We start from the raw sequence: 24,800 nt of genomic DNA on the forward strand, positions 1-24,800 counted from the left end.
ATGACCAGAAGCTTTTCCGCCTTGGATCGACTGCTGATTGGTGCAGACCGCAGCCTGAAAACCCTGGTTCGCGGCAGTGCCACACCGCAACGCGAAAACCCCGCCAGCGGCCGCCGCGACAGCCAACATCAGGACGCCCGTCACACAGCGGGTCTCATGCGCATCAACCACACTGGCGAAGTGTGCGCCCAGGCGTTGTACCAGGGGCAGGCGCTGACGGCCAAGCGCCCCGATATTAAACAAGCCATGAGCCACGCCGCCGACGAGGAAATTGATCATCTAGTGTGGTGTGAGCAACGCCTAAAGGAGCTGGGTAGCCACACCAGCCTGCTCAACCCCCTGTTCTATGCCGGCTCCTTTGCCATCGGCGCGACAGCGGGGGCGATCAGCGACAAAATCAGCCTGGGGTTTGTTGCTGCCACCGAGGATCAGGTATGCGAGCACCTGCGCAGCCACCTGGACTCCCTGCCCAACGACGATGAAAAATCGCGAGCCATTTTGGAACAAATGCTGGAGGACGAAGCGGCCCACTCCACCGCAGCGATAGAAGCCGGCGGCGCCGTTTTTCCAAAGCCGGTCAAGAAGGCCATGACCCTTCTCTCAAAAGTCATGACCCGAACAACCTACTACGTGTAAAGGCGTGCCAGCCAGCGACTAGACAGCGCTGGCGATAGGTGGGTGGTGAATGATTTGTACAAGATTGCCATCGGGATCGAGGCAATAGAAGCTACGCGCACCATCGCGGTGGGTTCTTGGTGCGGCTTTAATGCTAACGCCATTCGCAACAAGGAACTCGTGCCAGGCATCGACATCGTCGGCTTCCCTAACGATAAAACCCAAGTGGTCTAAGCGCTGGCCCGCGGCCGGCCGCTCAGCACCGTGATAACGGTGAATGGCCAGGTTGTCGCAACCCGAGCAAAGGTAGTAATTATCCTCGTCGGGCTGCCACTCGACCGCCATACCCAGCAGGTCAGTATAAAACTGTACGGTCTCTTCCAGCTTTTCTACAAATAACGCCAAGTGGCGCATGCCCGCATGGGGATTGGGGCGCTGCATATATCCTACTCCGCTTCAATAATCTCGTGACTATGCTCGATCACCACGCCGGCCTTTTCCATCATAATGGACGCCGAACAGTATTTTTCAGCCGACAGTTCAACTGCGCGCTTCACGTGGCTCTCCTTCAAGGCAGTGCCGGTAACAACAAAGTGAAGGCGTATTGTTTCAAAGACGGCGGGGACCGCATCAACACGTTCGGCCACCAGCTCGCACCGGCAATCTTTCACCTGCTGGCGTGACTTCTTCAGCATACTCATCACATCGAATGAGGCGCAGCCACCCATGCCCAACAGCAACATTTCCATAGGCCGAACGCCCATATTACGGCCGCCGTGGTCTTCCGGACCATCCATAACCACGCTGTGGCCGCTTCCGGATTCACCTAAAAACATTGCACCGTCAACCCACTTTACCGTTGCTTTCATCATTACCCCGATAGAATTTGTCAATCCGCTAAGCTTATCACAGCACCTGCATCCAGGCTCGCCATTGACGGCAAAGCGCGGCATACTAATACACACGAATGAAACAGCGCTTTGCCCATAACCAAATTAAAAAAGAGAGTGGCCCGTGTTCCAGGCACCGAAACCCGACATCCCAAATCTCGACGACTTTCTCGCGCACTGCCATCGGCGCCGACACCCTAGCAAGAGCACGCTGATCTACGCTGGAGACGACAGCGACGCGCTCTACTATATTATCGACGGCTCGGTGACGGTGATTATCGAAGACGACGACGGCCGTGAAATGATTGTCGCCTACTTAAACAAGGGCGACTTCTTTGGTGAAATGGGCGTATTCGACGAAGACATCCCGCCGACTCGTAGCGCCTGGGTAAAAAGCCGAACCGACTGTGAGATTGCCGAGATTAGCTACAGCAAGTTTCGCGAACTCCAGGACCAATACCCGGATATCCTGCTGGCCCTCGGCAAGCAAATGGCAAAACGCTTACGCCTCACCACGCGCAAAGTTGGCGACCTGGCCTTTTTAGATGTTACTGGCCGCGTCGCGCGAACACTTCTCGACCTATGCAAACAGCCAGACGCTATGACCCACCCGGATGGTATGCAGATCAAAATTACCCGTCAGGAAATCGGCAGGATTGTTGGCTGCTCCCGCGAGATGGTTGGTCGCGTACTCAAAACCCTGGAAGAACAGGGTCTGGTCCACGTAAAAGGCAAAACGATGGTGGTGTACGGCACCCGCTGAGCAGCGGCTGCCAGCACCCCGACCCGTAGCACCCTATTTAGCAAACAGCTCTGCTAATTTTTCCCCGGGCTCTGCCGCGCGCATAAAGGCCTCGCCAACGAGAAAGGCATCGACGTTGTGCTGGCGCATTGCCGCAACGTCGTCAGCGCTGTGAATACCGCTCTCGGTAACCACAATACGGTTTTCGTCAATTTGTGCCAGCAGCGAGAAGGTATTGTCCAAGCTGGTCTCAAAATTGTGTAGGTTGCGGTTATTGATGCCGACCAAGCGATTGCCGAGCGGCAAAATACGCTGAAGCTCCTCAGCGTTGTGTACCTCGATCAACACATCCATTCCCAACTCGTGGGCCAGGGCATTGAGCTGCGCTAACTGTGCATCGTCCAATGCGGCTGCTATTAACAAAATACAATCAGCTGCAATCGCCCGCGCTTCGTAAACCTGATAAGGGTCGACAATAAAATCCTTGCGGATCACTGGCAGTGAACAAGCCTCACGCGCCTGCTGTAAATATGCCTCGCTACCTTGAAAAAAATCGGCATCGGTCAGCACCGACAAACAGGCAGCGCCGCCGTGTTCATAGCTTCGGGCGATCTCTGCGGGATGGAAGTCTTCGCGAATAACGCCTTTGGAGGGCGACGCTTTTTTGATCTCTGCGATAACCGCCGATTGACCCGCCGCTAACTTAGCCTCCATGGCGGCAACAAAACCTCGTGGCTGCGATGCACTGGCTATCTCCGCTTGCAGCTGGGCGATGGGGCGCCGCGCACTGCGCTCGGCCACTTCTTCAAATTTTCGATCAATGATACGGTTCAAAACCGTTGGTGTTGTCATTGCGTCATACCCTGTGTGAAGGCCGCTAACTCTTGCATTTTTTCCAGCGCACGACCGCCGTGAATCACATCTTCAGCGAGGGCCACCCCCGCCTTCAAATCGCCGGTAACACCGGCGACATACAGCGCCGCCCCCGCATTTAGCGCGATCATATCCGCGGCTTTTTCTGCAGCGGCAGAGTCCCGCTTGCTCAGCGCATTGCGGATCAATGCCAACGACGCTTCACTGTCGTCCACATCAAGACCAATCAAGCTCTGGCTGGCAATACCTACATCTTCCGGCTGTAGACGGTATTCGCGAATCTCACCGTTTTTCAGCTCCGCCACCTGCGTTGATGTTGCCAAACTAATCTCATCCAGGCCGTCGCCTGAGTGCACCACCATTACGTGCTCAGCACCCAAGCGCCCCATCACCTCGGCTAGCGGGCGACACAAGTCGGCACTAAACACACCGAGCAGCAGGCGCTTAACCCCTGCCGGGTTGGTCAGTGGGCCAAGAATATTAAAAATCGTGCGCTGGGCCAGTTCCTTGCGCGGGCCAATGGCGTGTCGCATCGCACTGTGGTGGTTTACGGCAAACATAAAGCCAACACCCACCTCGCGTATGCAGCGCGCGACCTGTTCGGGTGTCAGGTCAAGCACAATACCCGCTTTCTCCAGCAGGTCGGCACTGCCACTGTTTGACGACACAGAGCGGTTACCGTGCTTAGCCACATGCGCCCCGGCAGCAGCTACCACAAAACTACTGGCAGACGACACGTTGAACAAGTTGGCGCCGTCACCGCCGGTGCCAACAATATCGACCGCGTGTTCGACTCCCTCAATATCGACTGGCGTCGCCAGCTCTCGCATCACCCGCGCAGCACCTTCTATTTCGTCGAGGCTTTCGCTTTTCATTCGCAGGCCCATCAGGAAGGCGCCAATCTGCGCATCGCTGCACTGCCCGGTCATCACGGCGCGCATCACATCGGCCATCTCATCTGTGGTCAAATCAAGCTGTTTAACCACTCTCGCCAGTGCCGCCTTAATGTCCATTTTCTCACTCATGCCTTGCGCTCCAAAAAATTGTTCAAAAGTTCACGCCCCTGTGCACTCAGGATGGCCTCCGGGTGAAACTGCACCCCTTCAACATCCATACTGCGGTGCCGCAAACCCATAATTTCGTCGACATTCCCCTGCCCGTCCTCGGTCCACGCAGTCATCTCCAGACAACTGGGCAGGCTGTGCTTTTCGACCACCAGAGAGTGATATCGCGTCGCAACTAACGGCATGTTCAGGCCTGCGAAAACCCCTTCACTGCGGTGGTAAACCGCAGAGGTTTTGCCGTGCATGACTTGTCGCGCACGCACCACCTTGGCACCAAATACCTGGGCGATGCTCTGGTGCCCAAGGCAGACGCCCAACACCGGACACCTGCCGGAAAAGTGTTTGATCGCCGCCATCGAAATGCCCGCCTCATTCGGCGTACACGGCCCGGGAGAAATCACCAGATGACTCGGCGACATTTCCGCCAGGCGCTCAATGCTCAACTCATCATTGCGATACACTGCCACCTCAGCTCCCAACTCGCTGAGATATTGCACCAAGTTGTAGGTGAAGGAATCGTAGTTGTCGATCATTAACACCACAACAGCAGCGCACCTCAAACAGTTCGTGATTGGCAATAGGCAGGGCCTACCGAGCAGGGCATTGTACGCAAGGCTGCTATCTAAAACACCTAGGACGAATGCTTTGACCCACCAGCATTTTGTGATAGTGTACTAGTACATGAATACGACGCGCAAGACACAAGATGACCGTCATCGGCAGGAACTGCTGGAACACCTCTTTGCCGCAACATCCGAAAGTGAGTTAGATCAGCGCTTAAACGATCTGCTCACACCGTCGGAGTTCAGCGAGGTAAGCAAGCGGCTACAAATTTTCAAGCTGCTCGATGCCGGAATACCTCAGCGCCAAATCGCCGAGCAACTGGGTGTTGGCATTGCCACCGTCACCCGTGGCTCACGCGCCCGCAAACGACACTCCCGAGGCTAAGCACCGACATCCTATGAGCCAACTACCCCCTCGACTGCGCCTGCCCCGCAAGCCGCATTACATTACCATTAGCGCCGACTGCGATTTTTTTAAACTGTTTAAGAAAATCGAGAAGCGCTACGACAACTGCTTCTATCTGGAGTCGCTCGGCGAGGACAGCCATATGGCCCGCCACTCCATTATCGGCTTCGACCCCGAGCAGCTGCTCTACGCCAACGGCAACACGCTCACTATTGAGGAGCGCGACGGCAGCAAGGCCGATTACCCCAGCGACAATCCCTATTCCCTGCTCCGCGAAATCGTCCCGCAGGACATTATTTCTCGAAAATACGCCGGCGGCCTCACTGGCTATCTCGGCTACGACGCGATGAATTACTTCGAGCCCAGCCTTAGCATCCAGAGTAGTGAGCTGTTTGATGCCTTTCGATTTGGGCTCTTTAAAGATGGCTTGATCCTCGACAAGATGACCGGGGAACTCATTTATTTTTACTACCACGACAGCCGCCTGGATGATGTTGAAGCCCTGCTCGCCGAAGACGATGTCGCAAACGGCCCCTTGAAAATATATTCCTGCGGCGAAACCATGAGCCGCGACGATCACCGCGCCGCCGTCATGAAGGTGAAGCAGGACATTATCGACGGCAAAATTTTCCAGACGGAAGTCGGTTTTAAAAAGCGCTTTCGCCTCGAAGGCGACACCATCAATATTTACGAGGAAATGCGTGAGATTAACCCCTCGCCGCAGATGTACTACGTAAAATTTGGCGAGCAAAAACTGATCGGTGCCAGTCCCGAGTTGTTGTTTAGGTTGCGCCAAGGCGAGATGGAAACCTTCCCACTGGCGGGCACCACCCGGCGCGGCGCCGACCCACAAGAAGATACCGCACTGGCCCGCGCACTGCTCAACGACCCCAAAGAAATCGCCGAGCACAATATGATTGTCGACCTGCATCGCAATGATATTGGTCGTGTGGCCCAGTTTGGCACGGTGAAGGTGCGCAGCCTGATGGACATTAAGCGCTTCAGCCACGTGCAGCATATTTCCAGCGAAATTGTCGGCATTATCGCCGAGGGCGAAGACATGTTCTCGGCCCTGCCCAGCAACTTCCCGGCGGGAACGCTAACCGGCGCCCCCAAAATTGAGGCCATGCGGATCATCAACGAACTGGAAGGCGACGGACGCGGCCCCTATGGCGGCGCGGTCGGGCACTTTTCATTCAACGGGGACTGCACCTTTGCCATCCCTATTCGAACGGTATTCGCCAATGGCGAAGAAGCCTATGTGCAAACCTGCGGCGGCAATGTGTACGACTCCAACCCCGACGATGAATACGAGGAAATTCGGCGCAAGTTCGCCGGCACCAAAAAGGTCCTGGATAAGTTTATGGTCGATGACCGCGAAGGAGGCGAATCGTGAAAGTCCTCATCATTGATAACTACGACTCCTTCACCTACAACCTCTACCAATATATTGGCGAGATATTGAGCAGCGAAAAAAGCCGCGGGCGGCTCGACGACTTTCGTATTGTCGTTAAACGCAACGACGAATTAAGTTTGGATGAGATCCACCAGCTCAACGCCGACCGCATTATCGTTTCACCCGGCCCGGGCTCACCGGATGACGAACACTACTTTGGCGTGTGCTCACAGGTGATCGCCGAGCTCGGCAAGCACACTCCGCTACTCGGCGTCTGCTTAGGCATGCAGGGCATCGTCCACGTATTCGGCGGCAATGTGGTCAAGGCGCCACTGCCCATGCATGGCAAAATCAGCCCGATCACCCACAATGACCAAGGCATGTTTGCCAATGTCCCGGACCAGCTGGAAGTCATGCGCTACCACTCGCTGATCGCCGAGGCAGAGTCTCTACCCGATTGCCTGCAAGTCACTGCGCTAGTCGGCGACATCCCGCCCAATGCCTTTAGCGACCCCAGCCAGGTGCGGCGCGGCGGTGAGTTCGAAATTATGGGGGTTCAGCACCGCGAACACCCAATCCATGGCATTCAGTTTCACCCCGAGTCCTTTGCGACCGAGGGCGGTAAAGAGCTGATTCGCAATTTTCTGTTTGGCGACCACTAGCCCAAGCGAGCACGGCAGCTGCAGGGTGGTATTGGCCCTTCAGCCGCCCCGTCGATAGCCCCACCCTGTCACGCCTTCTGCAAAGTACCTACGCCGTTATCTGCGACACAAACGCGCCCTCCGTGTCATTAAACTGCCACAGTTTTGCTCTACCTTTCGCGGCCTAGTGAATCTTTGCCTAAGGCCTGCTGCCCCCACGCAGACGGGCCAGTAAAAGGAGTAGACAGGTGACACAGCCACCCCTTATCAAGAGCCGCCGCGACGTGCTGCGCGCAATGTTTCTCGGTGCCGCCGCCGCTGGCCTCGCCGCATGTGGTGGCGGCTCGAGTCGCAGCACAAGCAACACCACGCCAGATAACGGCGACACACCCCAGCCACCACAACCGCCCGTTCCCCCGGCAACCGAGCTGCCGCTGTCACCCGGCCCGCTAGCCAATATCGGCGACTTATTCACCTCTGACGTTGACGACATATTGATTCCCGAAGGCTTCTCCATACGCCGCGTGGCCCGCGCCGGCTTCTCGCCATCACTCAACTTCACGCTCTGGCACAGCAACCCCGATGGCGGGGCGGTATTCCAAAGCGACGACGGCGGCTGGGTTTACGTATCCAACAGTGAATCCACACCTGGCGGAGTGGGTGCTCTGCGTTTTGACGCCAACGGCAGCATTACCGACAACTACCGTATTCTTAAAGATACCCGCAACAACTGCGCAGGCGGCGCGACCCCCTGGCAAACCTGGCTGTCCTGCGAGGAAGTCCGGGATGGCCTGGTGTACGAATGCGATCCCTTTGGCGATGCAGACAGCGCCGTGGCTCGGCCAGCGCTGGGAATTTTCAACCATGAGGCAGTGGCCGTAGACCTGCCCACTCGCACCGTGTATCTCACCGAGGATGCCGGCGATGGTCGGCTCTACCGCTACACCGCCTTGGGAGATGCCCCATCGATGAATGGGCGGCAGGGACTCAACTTGAATAACGGCCTGCTGGAAGTGCTGGAAATCGAGGGCTTCGAAAATGGCGGTTATCAGGACGCACTCAGCGAGGCGCGACAGCTGCACAAAGTGAAATGGGTGGAAGTCCAATCGCCCGAACGCCCCCAGGCTGACGTTCGCGCCGATATTGCGTCAACCGGCGCCGGTGCACCGGGAACCGTCTTCAAAGGCGGAGAGGGAATATGGATACAAAGCTTTACCGACGGCCGCACCGTCGCGGGCAGCAGCCACCCTCTGCGGGCGGTGGTGTTCTTTGCCTGTAAAGGCGACAACCGGGTATATGCCTTGGATATCGACAACGATCTTATCGAAGTGGTATTCGACAACGAACAGCTCACCGCCGTTGACGAAACCCCCTATGACGATGTCGACAACCTGGTTGTCAGCCCCGCCGGCGACGTTATCGTCGCCGAAGATGGCGATGCGATGCGCTTGATGGTAATGGTCCCCAATGCCAATGCGAAGATCTTGCTGCAAGTCCCCGGCGGTAAAAGCGAGCTGACTGGCCCGGCATTTACCGCCGACGGCAGCCGGCTGTACTTCAGCTCTCAGCGCGGCCCGGTAAATTTCGGCATACCGTGGTTTGGCACAACCTACGAGCTAACCATTCCGGAAAACTTCCGCTAGAGCCAAGCCCAAGTGGGCGTGTAAACTGGTGGCTTTGAGCACGCTATGCACGCCCTCTACTCCATTGGCTACGCAACAAAACCGCTAGAGGAATTTTTGCGCCAACTGCGGCAACACCGCATTGATGCCATTGCCGATGTTCGCTCTGTTCCCTACAGCCGCGCCTTCCACGACTACCACCGCGAACCACTGGCAAAGCGTTTGCGAGAGGCAGGCATTGCCTATGTCTATTTGGGCGAGGAGCTGGGGCCGCGCTCAAAAGACCCCGCGCACTACAACGAGCACGGTCAAGTGCAATTCAGCCGCCTGCAAACAGCGGCGCTTTTCCAGCGCGGTATCGAGCGAGTATTTAACGGCCTGAATAAGCCTATGCGCATTGCACTGATGTGTGCAGAAAAAGACCCGGCAAGCTGCCATCGCAGCCTGTTAATTGGCCACCACCTTCTCCATCAACACACTGTGGACACCCTGCACATTGGCCACGACGGCGAACTGGAGAGCGAAGATGAGCTGGAAAACAGGCTGATAGAACTCAACGGCATTCAGGCTGATATGCTCACCCCAGCGTGTGAATGCCGATCATTGGCGTGGCAGGCTCAGTGCCGGCGCTATGCCTATATCAAGCCGCAAAATTAACGCAGCGACCCAAAATCATCCACCAGTAGATCGGCTCCGGCCTCGGCAATCGGGGCGCCGTGGTTATAGCCGTAGCTAACACAGGCAGCAGGCATGCCAGCGGCGTGGGCAGCGTCTATATCGTTAGAGGAATCGCCCACCATTACAGTATTGCCCGCGGCAACGCCCAGCCGCTCACAGGCGTGCAGCAAAGGCTCGGGGTCGGGTTTTCGCTGGGCAAGTGTATCGCCCCCCACCACCACCGGCAGTAACGACTGCAGGCCAAATTCCGCAAGAATTGGGTGCGTAAAACGCTCGGGCTTATTCGTGACGCACGCCAGTTTGATACCGGCTTGCTGCCAGTATTCCAGCGCCGCTATCACGCCCGGAAACAGCTGACTGCGGGAGCTGCTGTCCTCGGCGTAGGCCAGATAAAATGCATCTAACAAAACACTGTGCGGCACTGGCGGCCCCGAGCGCTGGGAAGTACTCTCCGCCCAATCGAGCGCGCGTTCGACCAGTTTGGCAGCGCCGTTGCCCACCCATGTTCGCACCCGCTCCTCCCCCGCGCCGGGATAGCCACAGTGAATCAAGGCGGCATCCATTGCGGCAGCGAGATCAGGCACCGAGTCCACCAAGGTGCCATCGAGGTCGAATAAAATAGCCTTCAGCGGCGCCTCGCCGAGCAACTGCTGGAGCTTCATACGCCGGCCAGCTCGCTGCGCATATTGTCGATCACTGCGGTGTAGTCGTCTGCATTAAAGATCGCCGATCCCGCAACGAATGTATCGGCACCTGCGGCGGCAATCTCGGCAATATTCTTAGCGGAAATTCCACCGTCTACCTCAAGGCGAATATCGCGACCACTGGCGTCGATCAGCGCCCGCACTTCGCGGACTTTATCCAGGGTAGAGGGAATAAATTTCTGTCCGCCGAACCCTGGGTTCACCGACATCAGCAACACCATGTCGAGCTTGTCCATGACGTATTTCAATACGCCTGGGCCGACCGCTGGGTTCAACACCAAGCCGGCTTTACAGCCCGCGTCGCGAATCATTTGCAGCGATCGGTCAACGTGGGTGGAGGCATCCGGATGGAAGGTGATAATACTGGCGCCCGCCTCGGCAAAATCACCGATCAAGCGATCCACTGGAGACACCATCAGGTGCACATCAATCGGCGCCTTAATACCGTGATTACGCAGGGCCTTGCAGACCATCGGGCCGATAGTCAGGTTGGGGACGTAGTGGTTATCCATGACATCGAAATGCACAACGTCTGCGCCAGCCTCAAGTACCGTGTCGACCTCTTCGCCCAGGCGGGCAAAATCAGCAGAGAGAATTGAAGGAGCTATCCAGTAATCGGCCATAAAAATTCCATTAGCTATAGGGGAATAACGTGTCCTAGTTTACGCAGAGCGCAGGTAGGCATCCAGTTCAGCGAGCCGTTGCGGCGTTCCAATATCCCACCAGCGCCCGCTATGCAGCCTACCTCGCAGGCTGCCCTGTGACATAAGATTTTGCATAATCGGCTTTAGCGGCCGTCGACCCGCCGCGAGCCCGGCAAAACACGCAGGCTGCCAGACACTGATTCCCGCAAAGGTATAGCGCGGCGAGCCCGATTCACTCAGCTTGCCATCGGCACTCAGGGAAAAGTCGCCGTCGGGATGATGGGGCGGATTCTCGACCATTAGCAGCTCCGCACTCTGTGGCCGGCATGACAAAAAATCCCCAAAGTCGACATCACAGAACACGTCACCATTGATCAGCAAGAAAGGCTCCGAGCCCAACAGCGGTAAAGCGTTAATGATACCCCCGGCGGTCTCCAGCGGCTCACTTTCCACTGAGTGGCTGATCTGCAAACCGTAGCGCTCGCCGCGCCCGAGGTAGTCGCATAGTTGTTCAGACAGCCAGGCACTATTCACCACAACATCGGCAAAGCCGGCGGCGGCCAGTTTCTCTAAGTGATAGTCGATCAGCGGTTTGTCGGCGGCGGTCAGCAAGGGCTTGGGGCAGTGGTCCGTCAACGGCCGCATTCGCTCCCCCAGCCCCGCGGCCAGGATCATTGCCTTCACAAGCTAACCTCGCGGAACCACGACTGCCGACGCGCCAGAGGCAACAGGGTATCGCTAAACCACGCCACAAATTCGCGGCAGTCCTCGTATTGCTCCGCCACGCTATAGGTGTAAGCCATCACCAGGGGAAGATCATCCAGGTACGCCGACTTGCCGTCCCGTAATTTGAGGCGAGCAAAGATGCCCAACACCTTGATGTGGCGTTGCAAGCCCATCCAGTCGGCGTCCCACAAAAAGGCGTCTTCGTCAGGCACCGCGATCCCCGCCGCCACCAATTGTTGGCGGTACGCCAGCAACCAGGTTTTTACAGAAGCCGGCGGCCAGTGCACGTAGCAGTCGCGCAGCAAGGACATGACGTCATAGGTGAGTGGGCCGCGCACCGCATCTTGAAAATCAATCAGCCCTAACTCGCCATCGTTCAACAACATAATATTGCGGCTGTGAAAGTCGCGATGGACAAAGCCCTGCGGCTGCGCCTCGGCGCGCGCGGCAAGGCGATCAAACAAACGCGCCAGCATCTGCCATTCGGCATCGCTCAGTGAGTGGCCCAGCAATTGCTCGACAAACCAGTGGGGAAACAGTGCCATCTCTTCCAGAAGGCGCGCGCGATCGTAGTCGGGCAGATCGCCGTCGGCCAGTGGCATCGACTGCATATTTAGCAGGCAGGTAAAGGCCTGGCGATAGTAGCGGTCGGCAGCATCTATGGAGTCCAGGCACGGCAACAATAGCCGGTCGCCAAAGTCTTCCTGCAAGAGAAAACCGCGCTCCAAATCCCAGCCCAGCATTCCGGGAACCCGCAAGTTGGCGGCCATCATACGTTGCTGAACCGCGATAAATGCCGGATTGTCTTCTTTCTCTGGCGGCGCGTGCACGGCAATAAAATGCATGTCGCCAGGCAAGCTCAGGCGGTAGTAACAGCGGAAGCTCGCATCCCCCGACACCACCGACAGCGTCGCGGGCTCTTCAGGGGGTAGGCCTAGCTGCTGCAGGCTCCAACGTTTCAGCTCGTCAGCTATCTGTGTCTTATCTGCTGTCATCAAGGGCGAGAATTTTCGTCAATATCGCTGTGAAACGGGCATCCTAGCAGAGAATGCTTTATTATTCGCCTTCGCCAATTCAGGCCTACAGCAATAAATATTAAAGCCAGTATCGCATGCCCGTGTTCCGCACTCTCATACTGCTGATGATCAGCAGCTACGGCGCCGCCAGCCTCGCGCAAGGCGCGGCAGAACAACGCTGTGGGCCGATCAGTAGCGAACAACTGGACGCTGACACCTCCCAGCTGCCCGCCTACTACCAGCACTGGAACTGGCTACCTCAGGAATACCTGCCCGAATCGGTGCGCTGCAATATGGCGCCGGGCTGCGCCGGTCGCTTTGTGGAACCCGCTCGCGACTGGAGCGGTTCGCAGTTAAGCCCCACTGAGGCGCCATTAGTCGTCTCTGCCGATACCATCGAGTCGGTGGGTGACCGCGCCACCATGTCCGGCGACGTACAACTGCGCAAAGGCAATCTCAGCCTGGACGCCGGCTATGCCCGCTACCGACGCAGCGACAGCAGCGTGATGCTGCGAGACAGCGTAGTGCTGCGACAGCCCGGCTTTATGCTGCGCGGCCAAAGTGCCGAGCTAGATACCAATCAAGGCCTGGGCGAACTGCTCGAAGCAGAAATTCTCAGCTATCAAACCGGCGCACGAGGCAGTGCCGGGCGCATAGCACGTCCCGCCTTCGACCGCTTTGAACTGGAAGCGGCCAGCTATACCCAGTGCACACCCGACAACGAGACCTGGTCACTGCACGCCAAAAGCATCGAGCTGGACTACGACAGCGGCCGGGGGGTAGCGCGCGGCGCAACCGTGCGCATCTATGATGTACCGGTGTTCTACACCCCGTATTTAAACTTTCCCGTTGACGACCGCCGCAGCACCGGCTTTTTGTTTCCGACGCTGGGCTTCTCCAACAATAGCCTGGATATTTCGACCCCCTACTACCTCAACCTCGCGCCAAATTATGACCTCACCCTGGCACCTCGCTATATCGAGACCCGCGGCGAAGCTTTAGAGGGTGAGTTTCGTTACCTGAATAAATACTCCGAGTGGTCCATCAATGGCAGCTATTTGCCAGACGACCAAACCAAGAAAGATGATCGCTGGCTACTCGGTATTGCCGAGCAGGGCTTTATGGGTGAGAGCTGGTATAGCAAGGTCGATTACACGCGGGTAAGCGACGACAGCTATTTCGACGACCTCGGTCTCGCTAACCTCGCCGTTAAGCGCAGCACCCACCTCAACCAAAAAGCGGAACTGGGCTATCTCGGCGACAATTGGAGCGGGCATTTGGAAGTGCAGCGCTACCAAACCATCGCCGCCGTAGACGACCCCTACCAAAAACTTCCACAGCTCACCCTCAACTATCAATCACCAGCGCGAAACTTCCAGCTTGAGCCCTCGTTGGAATTTGAATATTCGCGCTTTGATCACCGAGATGCGGTGAGCGACGGCGGAAATAAAATTACCGGCCAGCGCGTATACGGTGCGGCTGGGGTCAGCCTCCCGATGCGCTGGCGCTGGGGCTTTATCGAGCCGGCGCTGAAAAGCCGCCACGTCGCTTACGAACTGGAAGACGCCGACAAGATCGGCGTCAACGACAACCCCAGCGCCAGCTCTAATCAGTTGAGTGTCGACGCCGGCTTATTTTTTGAGCGCGAACTCCAACTAGCGGACAAAGCGCTTACCCAAACGCTAGAGCCACGCATTTACTACCGCAATGCAGAATACGAAGACCAGAGCGATCAGCCGGACTTTGACAGCGCCGCGTTAACCTTTACCTACCAGCAGCTGTTTCGCGATACCCGCTTTACCGGCCACGACCGCCTTGGCGATGCCGATCAATTGGCGATTGGCGTGAGCAGCCGCTTTATCGATAACAATCTCGGCAGAGAATTTCTCAGTTTTAGCCTCGGCCAGCTCTACTATTTTGAAGAAGGCCGCGTTCAGCTACCCGGCGACCCCGAACGCAAAAGCAGTAACTCCGACATTGCCAGTCAGTTGCGCTGGTCGCCGAGCAATCGCCATAGCGTCAATGCCGACCTGCTTTACGACGCCCGCCAAGGCACACTCAATCAAAGCAATCTGCGCTACCATCGACGCAATGACGACGGCAGCGTCATCAACCTCGGCTACAGCATCCGCCGCGAAGGCAACCAATTTGGCGGCCTGGAAAATGATGTACGGCAGGTAGACGCCTCAATCGCCATGCCGCTGAACAATCAGTGGAAGCTGTTTGCAAAAACCCAATACGATTTGGAAGATAACCGCTCGGTCGAGAACCTGATTGGCGCGGAGTATCAAAACTGCTGCTGGCTGACGCGCATCGTCTATCAGCAGGCACTGGAACCCGATGACAATAGCAGGTCTAATACCAGTGACACTGAAACAAATTCTGCCATCTTAGTTGAATTTCAGCTCAAAGGGCTGGGTGGTCTGGGCACGGCCGTTACCAGCGTACTTAAAGAAAGCATCCTTGGTTACCAATCGAATGAATAAACTGAAAACACCCCTGCTCGCTTCTCTGTGCATGCTGCTGTTTAGCATGGTTAGCCATGCCGAAACCCAGTGGCTGGACCGCATCGTCGCTATTGTCGACGAGGATATTATTCTCGCCAGTGAAGTGGATGAGCGGCTCACCAGCGTCCAGCAGAACATCGCCCGCTCCGGCCAGCAAGGGCCACCGGAAGATCAGCTGCGCCGTGAAATTCTCGACCTGCTGATCCTGGAGAATATCCAGCTACAAATGGCCGACCGCGTCGGTCTGCGCATTGACGACGAGCAACTCACCGCTGCCGTCGGCCGCGTGGCCGCCAAAAACAATATGACGCTTGAGCAGTTCCGCCAGGCCCTGCTCGACAGCGGCGCATCGTACCGCGATGTGCGCGAGCAAATACGCCGCGAAATGCTTTTGCAACGCGTGCAGATGGGCAATGTTAACCAGCGTATCCAAATTACCGACCAAGAAGTCACCAATTACTTAAACTCCGAAGAAGGCCGCGCTCGCACATCGCCCGAGTATCGCCTGGCACACTTATTGGTGCCGGTAGCGTCTGATGCCAGCGACGCCGATCGCGAGCGTGCACGTCAACAAGCCCAGCAATTAGCGGCCAAACTGCGCAAGGGCGCTGACTACACCAGCCTCGCCCAAGGCAGTGTCAACGCCAGTGACCTCGGCTGGCGGCGTGAGACTGACCTGCCCTCGCTGTTTGCCAGCGTGGCACCCAATATGAGCGACGGCGGCGTGTCAGAGCCCCTGCAAAGTGCCAGCGGCTACCACGTCATTCAGCTGCTGGAGAGCCGTGGTCTTAACGAGACCGTCGCACAAACTCGCGCCAGCCACATCTTGTTAAAACCATCGGCGATCCGCAGCGAGGCGCAGACCCTGAGCCTGGCGAAAGAGCTGCGCCAGCGCGTGCTCAATGGCGACTCCTTCCGCGACCTCGCCAAGGAGTACTCCGAAGACATCGGCTCCGCCCAGGAAGGCGGTGACTTGGGCTGGACATCGCCGGGGCAATTGGTTCCCGAGTTTCAGCAAGCCATGGAAGACACCGCCATCGGCGATATCAGTGCGCCAGTGAAAAGTGACTTTGGCTGGCACATTATTAAAGTGGTGGACAGACGCCAGCAAAACGTCAGCCAAGACCTGCGCAAGCGCATGGCTCGCAATGTCTTGCACGAGCGCAAATACCAAGACGAACTGGATATCTGGCTGCGTAAAATCCGCGCTGAAGCTTACGTCGATATCAAGCTCTAATGTTGCCGCGTATTGCCATCACGCCGGGCGAGCCTGCAGGGGTTGGCCCGGAGCTACTTATTCAAATTGCTCAGCAAGAGTGGCCAGCAGAGTTGGTCGCCTACGCCGACCCAGCGCTGCTCACTGAGCGCGCCTCGGCGCTGGGCTTGCCCATTTCGCTCAGCCCCTTCGACGCCGCATCACCCCGCCCCCATCAGCCGGGACACATCAGCATTGCCCCCGTTGCGTTAGCGGCACCGGCGCAACTGGGGGTATTGAATACTGCAAACGCCGACTATGTTTTAACCTGTCTGCGCGCGGCAACCGATGCCTGTTTGCACGGCGAGTGTCAGGCCATGATGACGGGGCCGGTGCAAAAATCGGTCATTAACGACGCCGGCATCGCCTTCAGCGGCCACACAGAGTTTCTCGCCGAACGCTGCCAGGTAGAAAAAGTGGTGATGATGCTGGCCAGCACTGCAATGCGCGTGGCACTGGTGACAACCCATCTGCCGCTGAGCGCCGTGCCAGCGGCGGTCACCCCCCGTGAACTGGAGCGCACCCTGGATATTCTTCACCGCGAGTTGCGCGAACGCTTCGGCTGCCAACAACCGAGAGTGTTAGTGCTGGGCTTAAACCCCCACGCTGGCGAAGGCGGCCACATGGGACGGGAAGAAATAGAGACGATAGAGCCGGTATTGGCGAGCTATCGCGCCAAAGGCTGGCAATTGATTGGCCCGCTTCCCGCCGACACGGCCTTCACACCGCGCCACCTGGAACAGTGTGATGCGGTATTGGCGATGTATCACGACCAAGGGCTGCCGGTACTGAAATATCAGAGTTTCGGCCAAGCCGTTAATATCACCCTGGGCCTGCCCATTATTCGTACCTCTGTCGACCACGGCACGGCACTGGACCTTGCCGGCAGCGGTCGCGCAGACCCGGGCAGCATGGCAACAGCCATGCGCTATGCTATTGACATGGCCGGCCACGCAGCGAGCAACACACTATGAGCACTCATCGCGCCCGCAAGCGCTTTGGCCAAAACTTCCTGCACGACCGCGGTATTATTCAAGGGATCGTGCGTGCGGTTACACCGCGAGAAAATCAGCGCTTACTGGAGATCGGCCCTGGCCAAGGCGCCATCACCGCCGAGTTGCTCGCCAGCGGCTGCCAACTGCATGTTATTGAGCTGGACCGCGATTTGATCCCGATTCTGGAAGAGAAGTTCGCAAGCCGCGACAACTTCCACCTGCACGAAGGCGACGCACTCAAATTTGATATTGCCGCGCTGGCTGGCGATGAACCGCTAAGGGTGGTCGGCAACCTCCCCTACAATATTTCAACGCCGCTGATCTTCCACCTGCTCAGCGCCCAGCACCGCATCACCGACATGCACTTCATGCTGCAAAAAGAGGTTGTTGACCGCCTGGCCGCGCAGCCGGGCAGCAAGGCCTACGGACGGCTCGGTATCATGGCGCAGTATTACTGCGAGGTAGAGGCCCTGTTTGATGTGCCCCCCGAGTCGTTTTCGCCGCGCCCCAAGGTGATGTCCTCCATTGTTCGGCTCACCCCACACAAAACCCTGCCCTGCCCGGCAGACGACGTTAACGTCTTGCAGCGGGTGCTCAGAGAGGCCTTTACCATGCGCCGCAAGACGCTGCGCAACAACCTCAAGAACACCCTCAATGACGAGCAACTGCAAGCGCTGGGTCTCAACCCCGGCGCTCGCCCCGAGACACTCCAGTTGGCAGACTTCGTCGCCATTGCCAATTACATTAGTCGCAACCCCGTTTAATCAGGACCCGCATGCCAGACAGCAACCCCGTACACATTCAGGTTGAAAGCGAGTTTCTCGCTGACCAATCCGCACCGGAAGAATCGCGCTACGCCTTCGCCTATACCATTACCATCAACAATACCGGCGACGAGGCCGTGCGCCTGCTCAACCGCCACTGGATTATTACCGATGGCGACAATCAGGTTCAGGAAGTGCAGGGCGAGGGCGTGGTCGGCAAACAACCACTCATCGAGCCAGGCGAGTCCTTCAGCTACACCTCGGGCGCGGTTATCGACACCGCTGTCGGCACGATGGAGGGCAGTTACGAGATGATCAGCGCCTCTGGTCGGCGTTTTATCGCCCCCATCGGCATCTTCTCCCTCGCCCAGCGCTCGGCGCTGCACTAAGTCGCCCGTGGCGCGCTACGCAGTTGGAGACTTGCAGGGTTGCCTACAGCCACTGCTGTGCCTGCTCGATGAAGTTGCCTTTAACCCTGCCCGCGACGAGCTTTGGCTCGTTGGCGATCTGGTCAACCGCGGCCCCGACTCGCTAGACACCCTGCGCTATCTGTACCGCATTCAAGACAGCGTAAAGGTCACTCTGGGGAATCACGACCTCCACTGCCTGGCGCTGGCCCGCGGCTTCACTCAAAAAGGGCGTCACCCCAGCCTGGAGGCCTTACTCAAGGCTCCAGAACTCGCCACGCTGATGGACTGGCTACAACAGCAGGCGCTGGTGCTGCGCAGCGATGACGGGCGCTATGTCATGAGTCATGCCGGGATACCGCCGCTATGGAGCACACAGCAGGCACTTGCGCTGTCGGCAGAGCTGGAAAGCACCTTGCGCAACCCCACTGAAGCGGCCCGGTTTTTCCACCACATGTACGGCAACGCACCCGCCCTCTGGCACGACGACCTACAGGGCCATGACAGACTGCGCTGCATTACCAATTACCTGACCCGCATGCGAATTTGTAGCGAGCAGGGTGAGCTGGAACTGACATTCAAAGGCGCGAGGCAGGACATCCCGCCGCCCTACCGCCCCTGGTTTGAATGGCCGCAACCGGAGCGCACCGAAATACAACTATTCGGCCACTGGGCCGCGCTGGAAGGCCGCACCCACAACCCTAACATCATTGCCTTAGACAGCGGTTGCGTCTGGGGGCGGCACATGACGCTGCTGAATATGGAGAGCGGCGAGTATCACCGCTGCGACTGCCCCAGCCATTAAGCCCCCACTTCCCAGCAACCAAGAAATAGCGGAGTATGCCACTCTATGGACATCTATTTAGTCGGCGGCGCAGTCCGCGACGAACTGCTGGGTTACCCCTTCCATGAACGCGACTGGCTGGTGGTCGGTGCTACACCCGAGACCTTGCTCAAACAGGGTTATGAGCAAGTTGGCAAAGACTTTCCAGTGTTTCTGCACCCCGAAACCAAAGAAGAGTATGCGCTGGCGCGCCGAGAGCGCAAAACCGCCGTGGGCTATCACGGCTTTCAGTGCGAATTCGGCCCGGAAGTCTCCCTTGAAGACGACTTACTGCGCCGCGACCTGACCATTAACGCCATCGCCAAAAGCGCTGCCGGCGATATTATCGACCCCTACAATGGCCGCAAGGATATTGAGCGTCGCCTGCTTCGCCATGTTTCACCGGCCTTCAAAGAAGACCCCTTGCGTATCTTTCGCGTGGCGCGCTTTACCGCCCGCTACGCCCACCTGGGCTTCACAATCGCCGATGAAACCCGCGCGCTAATGCGCGAAATGTCGACGCCGCAGGAGCTGCAGGCCTTAAGCCCGGAACGCATACTGGTAGAGATCAACAAGGCGTTAAGTGAACGCACACCCTCCGCCTTCTTTAACGCTTTACTGGACTGCCAGGCACTGCCTACCTTGTACCCCCAATGGGCCTCCAGCCTGGACCGCGACCTGCTCGATGCACTGAACACATCCGCCGGCGCCTCACTCCAGGGCCCTGAGATCCGCTTTGCGCTGAGCTGCAGCAAGCTCGACACCACCGCCTGTACGCAATTGTGCAAACAGCTCCACGCCAGCAAAGCGGCCAGCCAATTGGCACAGCTCGGCGCGAGCTTGCTGCCACTCTCTACGGCACTGGGCAGTCAGCCCAGCGCAGAGTGTGTGTTGGCGATACTGGAGAAGCTGGACTATCTGCGACGCCCACAGATATTGATGGAATTTTGCCAGCTTGCCGACCTGCGCGGCGAAAACGGTCACTACCTGAATTTACTGACTCAAGCGGCTGATAGGTTGGCGAAAATTAACGCTCAAGACTTTATCGCTAAGGGGATAACCGGCGCCGCATTGGGCAACGCCCTGAGAAACGCCCGACTGGACCAGTTGCAGCAGCTTATCAACGAGGCTTAATCAGGCGCGATCACCGCGCTCGATCACAATGCCAACTTCCTCGGCGTAGTGCAGCGCGTCGGGCTTGGCTAACCGCAAGCGCAACCACGGCACACCAAATTCTTCGCGCACCAGCGCGGCGCAGCGCTCAGCGAGGGTTTCCACCAGCTTGAATTCACTGCCGCGAATAAACTCGCACAGACGTTCGCTTATGGCCTGATAGTCCAGCGTCAAGGCAATATCTTCGGAGGCCGCGGCAGCGCGGATGTCATAGCCCAGTTCAAGGTCCAGAATCACGGTCTGACGGTGCGCACGCTCGTAGTCGTGGATGCCAATAATGGTATCCACCTGCAACCCACGCACATACACAGTATCCATGACGACTAGCGCTCCAAACCCGGCAATTCATTCATTGGCCAACGCGGCTTAACCTGCACCGCCAGCGTTTCGCTCTGCCCCGCCAACAGGCGACAACAACCGGCGTAAGCGATCATTGCACCATTATCGGTACAGTAAGCAGGGCGCGGATAATACACAGCTGCGCCAATTGTCGCCAGCCGCCCTTCCAAACGCTCACGCAGCGCGGTGTTGGCACTTACTCCGCCGGCAATCACCAAGCGCTTCAAGCCCTCCTGCTTCAGTGCGCGCAGGCATTTAATCGTCAGCGTGTCGACCACAGCCTCCTGAAAAGCGGCAGCAATATCGTTGCGATCGCCGTCGCTTAGCTGCCCATCGGCACGGCACTCGGCCACGGTATTTAAGGTGTAGGTTTTCAGGCCACTAAAGCTGAAATCTAAACCGGGGCGATTGACCATTGGCCGGGGAAAGGTAAAGCGGGACACATCACCTTGAGCAGCGGCCTTCGCCAACTGGGGGCCACCAGGATAGGGAAGACCGAGCATCTTCGCGGCCTTGTCGAATGCTTCGCCGGCGGCATCGTCCAGCGACTCGCCTAACAAGCGATAGTTACCAATGCCATCCACACGAACAAGTTGCGTGTGACCACCAGACACCAATAAGGCAATAAAAGGAAACTCCGGCGCGGTGTCCTCTAGCATGGGCGCCAATAAATGCCCTTCCATATGGTGTACCGCCAATGCCGGCACGCCCCAGGCGTACGCCATTGCGCGCCCGGCGCAGGCGCCCACCATCAGTGCGCCGGCAAGCCCTGGGCCAGCGGTATACGCCACAGCATCGATATCGCTGCCACGCAAATTGGCGCTATCCAGCACCTGTCGCACCAGCGGCAGCAATTTGCGAACATGGTCTCGGGACGCCAATTCGGGGACGACACCCCCAAATTCCGCATGCAGCGCAATCTGGCTATAGAGCGCATCGGCCAACAAGCCCCGCTCACTGTCGTAAATCGCCACACCTGTTTCATCACAGGAGCTTTCTAGTCCCAGTACCCGCACAGCCTACCTATTTGCTCCACCGATTGAGCGCGCATGATACTGATTTCCACACAATGGCACCAGATAAGGCGCTTTTTACTTTGCATTTTCACAAATGAGCGTTTAGAATTCTGCGCCCTTGGAGTGCCACCTTTAGTTATTGGGTGGACCGATTAGAATTCATTGCCAAATATTATCAGGACAGGTTTAACGAATGCCTTCAGTCAAGATCAAAGAAAACGAGCCCTTTGATATCGCTCTGCGCCGCTTCAAGCGCTCTTGCGAAAAAGCCGGTGTACTCGCTGAGGTTCGCCGTCGCGAATTCTACGAGAAGCCCACAGCGGTTCGTAAGCGTCAGGCTGCGGCGGCGGTTAAACGCCACGCGAAGAAAGTCTCTCGCGAAATGAAAAAGCAGCAACGCCTCTACTAAGTTGCTCAGCGGGTGCGGCAAGCACCTGCTTTCAGTGCGACAACGCGCTACCATAAATGGGCGGCTAAAAGCCGCCCGTTTTTGTGCCTGACACATTTACCCATTCCGCCCCACTGCAGAGGACTGACACCATGAGCCTTAAGCAATCGCTGACTGACGCCATGAAAGCGGCTATGCGGGCGAAAGAGAAAGAGCGCCTGGGCGCTATTCGCTTGGTACTCGCTGAATTCAAGCGTATAGAGGTGGATGAGCGCATTGAGGTCGACGACGCGCGCGGCCTGGCCGTGCTCGACAAAATGTGCAAACAGCGTCGCGACTCCATTAGCCAGTATGAAGAAGCCGGGCGCACAGAGCTTGCCGAGCAAGAGCGCTTTGAAATGGCCATCATTCAGGAATTCATGCCCGCGCCGCTCAGCGACGAGGAGCTGGACGCACTGATCGATAAGGCTATTGCCGACAGCGGCGCGGACTCCGTCAAAGCCATGGGCCAGGTGGTCGCACTGGTCAAGCCCGCCGCCCAAGGCCGCGCAGACATGGGCAGCGTGAGCCGCAAAATCAAAGAGCGGCTCAGCCAGTAATCGCCAGCTGGCTAGCCGAGCACGTGCCTGCTAGGCTAGCCATTCCGCCTTCGGAATAACGCCAGTGGCCGCAAAAGGACGCATCCCGCAATCTTTTATCGACGACCTGTTGTCGCGGGTGGATATTGTCGATGTTATTAATCGGCGCGTATCGCTAAAGAAGACAGGCCGCAACTACACTGCCCGCTGCCCGTTTCACGAAGAGAAAACCCCCTCTTTCAGCGTTAACCCCGACAAGCAGTTCTACTACTGCTTTGGCTGCGGCGCGGCCGGCAATGCCATTGGCTTTATCATGGACTACGACCGCCAGGACTTCCCCTCGGCGATCGACAGCCTCGCCCACAGTGCAGGCCTGGAAGTCCCCCGCGAAGAGCTTAGCCCCCAGCAGGCACAGCGCCAGCAGCGCCGTAAAACGATTTACGACGCCATGGAACAGCTGGCCGCGTTCTACCAAAACCAGCTGCGCCAGCACCCTCAAGCCCAACGCGCCGTCGACTACCTAAAACAACGCGGCCTCAGCGGGCAAATCGCCCGCGACTTTGGCATCGGCTTCGCACCGCCGGGCTGGGACAATGTACTAAAGAGCTTTGGCAGCAACGATGAGTCACGCCAACAACTGCTGGATGCCGGCATGCTGGTGGAAAAAGAGGACAGCGACAAAGTCTACGACCGCTTCCGCGACCGCATTATGTTCCCGATCCGCGACAACCGAGGCCGCGTCGTCGCCTTCGGTGGTCGCGTACTGGGCGACGACAAACCCAAGTACCTGAACTCTCCGGAAACCGACATCTTCCACAAAGGCCGCGAGCTCTATGGCCTCTATGAAGCCAGACAGTACAACCGCCAGCTCGAGCGGGTGATCATTGTCGAAGGCTATATGGATGTGGTCGCCCTCGCGCAGTACGGCATTCGCTGCGGCGTGGCGACCCTGGGCACCGCCAGCAATAGCGACCATTTGCGCACCGCTTTTCGCTACTGCAGTGAAATCGTGTTTTGCTTCGACGGCGACGACGCCGGCCGCCGAGCGGCGTCGCGCGCGCTGGAAAATGCGCTGCCCACTATGGAAGACGGCCGCCGCATTCGCTTTTTATTCCTCGCCGAGGGCGAAGACCCCGACGACACCGTCAGACGCGTCGGCGGCCCCGGCTTTGAAGCACTGATCGCCCGCGCCGCACCGCTGGAGGAGTACTTTTTTGACGCCTTCAACGACCGCCTCGACCCAGCCACCCTTGAGGGCAAAGCGGCACTGGCCAAGCTCGCCACACCGCTGCTGGTTCAATTGCCAGACGGCGTGTTTCGCGAGCTTATGTTCGATGAGCTGGCCAAACGCAGCGGTCTGAGCCGCGCCGCACTCGACAAACTGCGCGAGCGCAGCGAGTCAGAGGCCCAGAGCACGGCGCAACCCGGTACCGCTGACGAAACGCCCTCTCCCGAACAGCGCCAACCGAAAAACACGGACACTGAGCGCCTGCTCGGCAGCCTGCCAGACAATAAGCGCGACCCGGCGCTGTTCGCACTGGCTATGCTGCTGTACGCCCCGGGAACCATCGCCGCCTCCACCACCGCACTGAAGGCCGCGCCGCCCTCGCGCACGAGCGAGCTGCTGGAAGAAATATTATCCCTGCTGCAAAAACGCCCGGAGTCCTCCACGGCCATGCTGCTCGGCCACTGGCACGGCCAGCCGCAATATTTACTGCTGACCGAAGCACTAAAAACCATCGAACTGCTGGGCGCCACCCTGGATGACCAGCGCGCCAAAACGGCTTTTTTTGACACCCTCAACTACTTCGAGGAGCGCCAGCGCGATCGCGACCTAAAAGCCCGCCTGGAGAGCCTTCGCGAGCGCGACGAAGTCGACAAAGGCCCCGACGGCAACTACGCTGAACTCAGTGATGACACCAAAGCTCAGCTCAAACACGTACAGCAACTGCTGGCCAATAAACACCAGCGCTAA

At 57.8% G+C, this 24,800-nt stretch carries 28 protein-coding genes; 17 read left to right on the forward strand and 11 right to left on the reverse strand.

Annotated features, from left to right (window positions below):
• On the forward strand, positions 1 to 636 hold the full coding sequence (gene coq7 / locus B3K78_RS15300) for a 2-polyprenyl-3-methyl-6-methoxy-1,4-benzoquinone monooxygenase (protein ID WP_204996689.1): 636 nt from the start codon (positions 1 to 3) through the stop codon (positions 634 to 636).
• An 18-nt stretch (positions 637 to 654) separates the two neighbouring features.
• Here the strand turns inward: coq7 and B3K78_RS15305 are convergent, their stop codons facing one another.
• Together B3K78_RS15305 and B3K78_RS15310 are read right to left on the reverse strand one after the other, a co-directional pair.
• Positions 655 to 1,056, reverse strand: a complete 402-nt coding sequence (locus tag B3K78_RS15305) for a VOC family protein (RefSeq protein ID WP_239547814.1) — start codon at positions 1,054 to 1,056, stop codon at positions 655 to 657.
• A gap of 5 nt (positions 1,057 to 1,061) precedes the next feature.
• Positions 1,062 to 1,484: an OsmC family protein gene (locus tag B3K78_RS15310; RefSeq protein WP_204996815.1), complete on the reverse strand. Its 423-nt coding sequence runs from the start codon at positions 1,482 to 1,484 to the stop codon at positions 1,062 to 1,064.
• Positions 1,485 to 1,629: 145 nt separating this feature from the next.
• Here B3K78_RS15310 and crp point away from each other — a divergent pair, with 145 nt between their 5' ends.
• Positions 1,630 to 2,268, forward strand: a complete 639-nt coding sequence (crp, locus tag B3K78_RS15315; RefSeq protein WP_027874271.1) for a cAMP-activated global transcriptional regulator CRP — start codon at positions 1,630 to 1,632, stop codon at positions 2,266 to 2,268.
• A gap of 33 nt (positions 2,269 to 2,301) precedes the next feature.
• On the opposite strand, the gene trpC is transcribed toward crp, so the two are convergent.
• The 3 genes from trpC to B3K78_RS15330 are packed head-to-tail and all read right to left on the reverse strand — an operon-like array spanning position 2,302 to position 4,726.
• Positions 2,302 to 3,099, reverse strand: a complete 798-nt coding sequence (gene trpC / locus B3K78_RS15320) for an indole-3-glycerol phosphate synthase TrpC (RefSeq protein WP_286696124.1) — start codon at positions 3,097 to 3,099, stop codon at positions 2,302 to 2,304.
• Positions 3,096 to 4,133 (reverse strand): anthranilate phosphoribosyltransferase, encoded by a 1,038-nt coding sequence (gene trpD, locus B3K78_RS15325; protein ID WP_286696207.1) that lies wholly within the window; start codon positions 4,131 to 4,133, stop codon positions 3,096 to 3,098. The genes trpC and trpD overlap by 4 nt, the downstream gene beginning before the upstream one ends.
• An 8-nt stretch (positions 4,134 to 4,141) precedes the next feature.
• Positions 4,142 to 4,726 (reverse strand): anthranilate synthase component II, encoded by a 585-nt coding sequence (locus tag B3K78_RS15330; protein ID WP_204996687.1) that lies wholly within the window; start codon positions 4,724 to 4,726, stop codon positions 4,142 to 4,144.
• 139 nt (positions 4,727 to 4,865) lie between these two features.
• Here B3K78_RS15330 and B3K78_RS15335 point away from each other — a divergent pair, with 139 nt between their 5' ends.
• The 5 genes from B3K78_RS15335 (at position 4,866) to B3K78_RS15355 (ending at position 9,469) form a co-directional block, all read left to right on the forward strand.
• Positions 4,866 to 5,132: a Trp family transcriptional regulator gene (locus B3K78_RS15335; RefSeq protein WP_204996686.1), complete on the forward strand. Its 267-nt coding sequence runs from the start codon at positions 4,866 to 4,868 to the stop codon at positions 5,130 to 5,132.
• A 13-nt stretch (positions 5,133 to 5,145) separates the two neighbouring features.
• Positions 5,146 to 6,549, forward strand: coding sequence for an anthranilate synthase component I family protein (locus tag B3K78_RS15340; protein ID WP_286696125.1), 1,404 nt, complete (start codon positions 5,146 to 5,148; stop codon positions 6,547 to 6,549).
• Positions 6,546 to 7,211 carry an anthranilate synthase component II gene (locus B3K78_RS15345; protein ID WP_286696126.1) on the forward strand — a complete coding sequence of 222 codons (666 nt, stop codon included), beginning with the start codon at positions 6,546 to 6,548 and terminating at the stop codon, positions 7,209 to 7,211. The genes B3K78_RS15340 and B3K78_RS15345 overlap by 4 nt, the downstream gene beginning before the upstream one ends.
• Positions 7,212 to 7,438: 227 nt before the next feature.
• Positions 7,439 to 8,833: an alkaline phosphatase PhoX gene (locus B3K78_RS15350; RefSeq protein ID WP_286696127.1), complete on the forward strand. Its 1,395-nt coding sequence runs from the start codon at positions 7,439 to 7,441 to the stop codon at positions 8,831 to 8,833.
• 45 nt (positions 8,834 to 8,878) lie between these two features.
• Entirely contained in the window at positions 8,879 to 9,469 is a 591-nt protein-coding gene (locus tag B3K78_RS15355; protein WP_286696128.1) for a DUF488 domain-containing protein, read from the forward strand.
• On the opposite strand, the gene B3K78_RS15360 is transcribed toward B3K78_RS15355, so the two are convergent.
• From B3K78_RS15360 to B3K78_RS15375, 4 genes are read right to left on the reverse strand one after another with little or no spacing between them, the layout of a single operon-like run.
• Entirely contained in the window at positions 9,466 to 10,152 is a 687-nt protein-coding gene (locus B3K78_RS15360) for a phosphoglycolate phosphatase (RefSeq protein ID WP_286696129.1), read from the reverse strand. The two genes, B3K78_RS15355 and B3K78_RS15360, sit on opposite strands and share 4 nt — an antisense overlap.
• Positions 10,149 to 10,817 (reverse strand): ribulose-phosphate 3-epimerase, encoded by a 669-nt coding sequence (rpe, locus tag B3K78_RS15365; RefSeq protein WP_286696130.1) that lies wholly within the window; start codon positions 10,815 to 10,817, stop codon positions 10,149 to 10,151. The genes B3K78_RS15360 and rpe overlap by 4 nt, the downstream gene beginning before the upstream one ends.
• A 39-nt stretch (positions 10,818 to 10,856) precedes the next feature.
• Positions 10,857 to 11,513, reverse strand: a complete 657-nt coding sequence (gene murU / locus B3K78_RS15370) for an N-acetylmuramate alpha-1-phosphate uridylyltransferase MurU (protein ID WP_307682347.1) — start codon at positions 11,511 to 11,513, stop codon at positions 10,857 to 10,859.
• 5 nt (positions 11,514 to 11,518) lie between these two features.
• Positions 11,519 to 12,559 carry an aminoglycoside phosphotransferase family protein gene (locus tag B3K78_RS15375; protein WP_286696131.1) on the reverse strand — a complete coding sequence of 347 codons (1,041 nt, stop codon included), beginning with the start codon at positions 12,557 to 12,559 and terminating at the stop codon, positions 11,519 to 11,521.
• Between the two features lie 116 nt (positions 12,560 to 12,675).
• On the opposite strand from B3K78_RS15375, the gene lptD reads away from it, so the two are divergent.
• From lptD to B3K78_RS15410, 7 genes are read left to right on the forward strand one after another with little or no spacing between them, the layout of a single operon-like run.
• The gene (lptD, locus tag B3K78_RS15380; protein ID WP_286696132.1) at positions 12,676 to 15,066 is read left to right on the forward strand and encodes an LPS-assembly protein LptD; all 2,391 of its coding nucleotides are present in this window, start codon (positions 12,676 to 12,678) and stop codon (positions 15,064 to 15,066) included.
• Entirely contained in the window at positions 15,059 to 16,324 is a 1,266-nt protein-coding gene (locus tag B3K78_RS15385; RefSeq protein ID WP_286696133.1) for a peptidylprolyl isomerase, read from the forward strand. The genes lptD and B3K78_RS15385 overlap by 8 nt, the downstream gene beginning before the upstream one ends.
• Positions 16,324 to 17,316 carry a 4-hydroxythreonine-4-phosphate dehydrogenase PdxA gene (gene pdxA / locus B3K78_RS15390; protein WP_286696134.1) on the forward strand — a complete coding sequence of 331 codons (993 nt, stop codon included), beginning with the start codon at positions 16,324 to 16,326 and terminating at the stop codon, positions 17,314 to 17,316. The genes B3K78_RS15385 and pdxA overlap by 1 nt, the downstream gene beginning before the upstream one ends.
• Positions 17,313 to 18,101 (forward strand): 16S rRNA (adenine(1518)-N(6)/adenine(1519)-N(6))-dimethyltransferase RsmA, encoded by a 789-nt coding sequence (gene rsmA / locus B3K78_RS15395; protein WP_286696135.1) that lies wholly within the window; start codon positions 17,313 to 17,315, stop codon positions 18,099 to 18,101. Before pdxA ends, rsmA begins: the two co-directional genes overlap by 4 nt.
• 11 nt (positions 18,102 to 18,112) lie before the next feature.
• Positions 18,113 to 18,490: a Co2+/Mg2+ efflux facilitator ApaG/CorD gene (gene apaG, locus B3K78_RS15400; protein ID WP_027874255.1), complete on the forward strand. Its 378-nt coding sequence runs from the start codon at positions 18,113 to 18,115 to the stop codon at positions 18,488 to 18,490.
• Between the two features lie 7 nt (positions 18,491 to 18,497).
• Positions 18,498 to 19,313, forward strand: a complete 816-nt coding sequence (locus B3K78_RS15405; protein ID WP_286696136.1) for a symmetrical bis(5'-nucleosyl)-tetraphosphatase — start codon at positions 18,498 to 18,500, stop codon at positions 19,311 to 19,313.
• A gap of 45 nt (positions 19,314 to 19,358) precedes the next feature.
• Positions 19,359 to 20,465 carry a tRNA nucleotidyltransferase/poly(A) polymerase-related protein gene (locus tag B3K78_RS15410; protein WP_286696137.1) on the forward strand — a complete coding sequence of 369 codons (1,107 nt, stop codon included), beginning with the start codon at positions 19,359 to 19,361 and terminating at the stop codon, positions 20,463 to 20,465.
• Here B3K78_RS15410 and folB read toward each other — a convergent pair whose 3' ends face one another.
• Positions 20,466 to 20,822, reverse strand: coding sequence for a dihydroneopterin aldolase (gene folB / locus B3K78_RS15415; protein WP_204996671.1), 357 nt, complete (start codon positions 20,820 to 20,822; stop codon positions 20,466 to 20,468).
• Between the two features lie 5 nt (positions 20,823 to 20,827).
• Complete coding sequence (gene tsaD, locus B3K78_RS15420) at positions 20,828 to 21,859, reverse strand: tRNA (adenosine(37)-N6)-threonylcarbamoyltransferase complex transferase subunit TsaD (protein ID WP_286696138.1); 1,032 nt, start codon at positions 21,857 to 21,859, stop codon at positions 20,828 to 20,830.
• 193 nt (positions 21,860 to 22,052) lie between these two features.
• Here tsaD and rpsU point away from each other — a divergent pair, with 193 nt between their 5' ends.
• From rpsU to dnaG, 3 genes are all read left to right on the forward strand, one after another.
• On the forward strand, positions 22,053 to 22,268 hold the full coding sequence (gene rpsU / locus B3K78_RS15425; RefSeq protein ID WP_027874250.1) for a 30S ribosomal protein S21: 216 nt from the start codon (positions 22,053 to 22,055) through the stop codon (positions 22,266 to 22,268).
• Positions 22,269 to 22,399: 131 nt separating this feature from the next.
• Positions 22,400 to 22,846 (forward strand): GatB/YqeY domain-containing protein, encoded by a 447-nt coding sequence (locus tag B3K78_RS15430; protein ID WP_204996669.1) that lies wholly within the window; start codon positions 22,400 to 22,402, stop codon positions 22,844 to 22,846.
• A 64-nt stretch (positions 22,847 to 22,910) separates the two neighbouring features.
• On the forward strand, positions 22,911 to 24,800 hold the full coding sequence (dnaG, locus tag B3K78_RS15435; protein ID WP_286696139.1) for a DNA primase: 1,890 nt from the start codon (positions 22,911 to 22,913) through the stop codon (positions 24,798 to 24,800).

It is taken from the genome of Spongiibacter sp. UBA1325 (assembly GCF_002306875.1).
In the GTDB taxonomy this organism is placed as follows: domain Bacteria; phylum Pseudomonadota; class Gammaproteobacteria; order Pseudomonadales; family Spongiibacteraceae; genus Spongiibacter; species Spongiibacter marinus.